This is a genomic window from bacterium (genome assembly GCA_021372775.1).
Classification (GTDB): Bacteria; Acidobacteriota; Polarisedimenticolia; order J045; family J045; genus JAJFTU01.
This window is the reverse complement of the sequence record JAJFTU010000439.1, coordinates 1-1,762: the sequence shown is the minus strand read 5'-3', so window position 1 is coordinate 1,762 and position 1,762 is coordinate 1. Positions and strand designations below refer to the sequence as shown.

General features: G+C 72.1%; 2 protein-coding genes. One reads left to right on the top strand and one right to left on the bottom strand.

Going from position 1 to position 1,762, the window contains the following annotated elements; all coding sequences use genetic code 11:
• On the top strand, positions 1-143 hold a 143-nt coding region (locus LLG88_15085), incomplete at its 5' end, for a M64 family metallopeptidase (protein ID MCE5248231.1).
• A gap of 310 nt (positions 144-453) precedes the next feature.
• Here the strand turns inward: LLG88_15085 and LLG88_15080 are convergent.
• Positions 454-912, bottom strand: a complete 459-nt coding sequence (locus tag LLG88_15080) for a hypothetical protein (protein ID MCE5248230.1) — start codon at positions 910-912, stop codon at positions 454-456.
• Between the last annotated feature and the right edge of the window lie 850 nt (positions 913-1,762).

Sequence of the window (1,762 nt, the reverse complement as noted above, 5' to 3'; positions counted from 1 at the left end):
GGGCGTTCGAGGGGGCGAACTACATCGCGCACGGCTTCTACCGCCCGGCGCTCGACTGCATCATGTTCACCAAGGGCGCCAAGCCGTTCTGCCCGGTCTGCGCCCGCGCGATCGAGCGCACGATCGCCCGCTACGGCGAATAACCGACGGCCCGTAGGGGAGGCTGGCGCGCCCCGATTTCCGCGTCCGAGTTCAAGACGCCACCGCGCCTGCCTCCCGACGTGATTCACGCGGAACCTTGCCTTTGGTCCGTAGGGGAGGCTGGCGCGCCCCGATTTCCGCGTCCGAGCTCAAGCCACCACCGCGCCTGCCTCCCGACGTGATTCACGCGGAATATTGCCGTCGGCGCCGAAAGGCAAGGATTCGCGTATCGCAGCACGGGAGGCAGGCGCGGAGGACTCCTGAGCCCGCGAACGATCGTCGGGGCGCGCCAGCCTCCCGTACGATCGTCGGTTATTTGTCGCGGCGGATGTCGCGGCGGTCCTTGCGGATGTCGCGGGTGTCCTGGCGGACGTCGCGCTTGTCGCGGGCGACGTCGCGGCGGTCTTGGCGCACGTCGCGCGTGTCGCGCCGCACGTCCCGCGCGTCCTGCCGGACGTCGCGACGGTCCTGACGGACCTGCGCCGCGGGGGCCCCGCTCGCCTTGTCCTGCGCGAGCTGCTTTTCGTCCTTCCTCACGTCGCGGACGTCCTGCCGGCGGTCCTGCTTGTCCTGCCGCAGATCGCGGCGGTCCTGCCGCACGTCGCGGACGTCCTGACGACGGTCCCGCTTGTCCTGCCGCAGGTCGCGGCGGTCCTGCCGGAGTTCGGGGCTCGGCGCCGGAGCCGGCGTCGGCGCCGGAGGCGCGGGCGCGGTTTGGGCAAGGGCGACGGGAAAGAGCGCGGCGGCAAAGGCGATGGCAAGAAAGCGCATCGAAGTCTCCTTCCATCCGCGACGGTCCAACCGCGCGGATCGTTCAGAAAGACGCGCGACGCGCGGACGCGGTTGACAAGGGAAATACGACAGCCGCGCGCCGCGGATTGCGCGCCGGGGCGGTTGACGCATCCCGCCGATCATCCGTCCGCTCAGGATCCCTCCGCGCCCGCCGCCCCTACACGCCCGTCGTCGCCCGTCGCGATCGCGGCCTCGAACACGACGAGCGGGTCGTGCCGCGGGGGGCGGCGGCGGAGCATTGCCCCGTCGCGGAGCCGCCGCCCCCCGCCGCGCGAGGCGCGCCCATCGACGGACACGCGCCCTGACGCCTCGACGCCGAGCGCGCCGAAGCGACCGCGAACCAAGGCCGCGGCGCGAGGCGACCCGAGACGCACGAACCATCCAACAAGGACCATCCCCCCGCAGGCAATCAGCGTTGCGCGCAACCGAACACGACAGCGCGTCGGGCGTGCGGGGGCGGCGGCGAGCCGTTGCCCCGTGGCGGAGCCGCCGCCCCCGCCGCACGACGCGCGTCCCGCGACACGCGAGGGCAGTGCGCGCCGAGACCCGCGGGCAGTGCGCGACGAAACGCAAAGGCAGTGTTTTGCGAGGTCCACGTCGGGCGGCGGGCGCGGAGGGATCCTGAGCGGGGACACGACAACCGGGACGCGCCGGCCGCCCCTACGGTTTTTTCAGAAGTATCTCGAGATCGCGGCGGAGTTGGCCGAGCTCCTTCGACTTGAAGCTGTTCTTGGTGCGGCGCAGCGTGTCGATCGTGTGGAGCAGCGCGTCCTCGAGCCGCCGGCAGTCGGGGCAGTCGCCCGACGGAGCGTGGCGCGCGAGGAGCTTC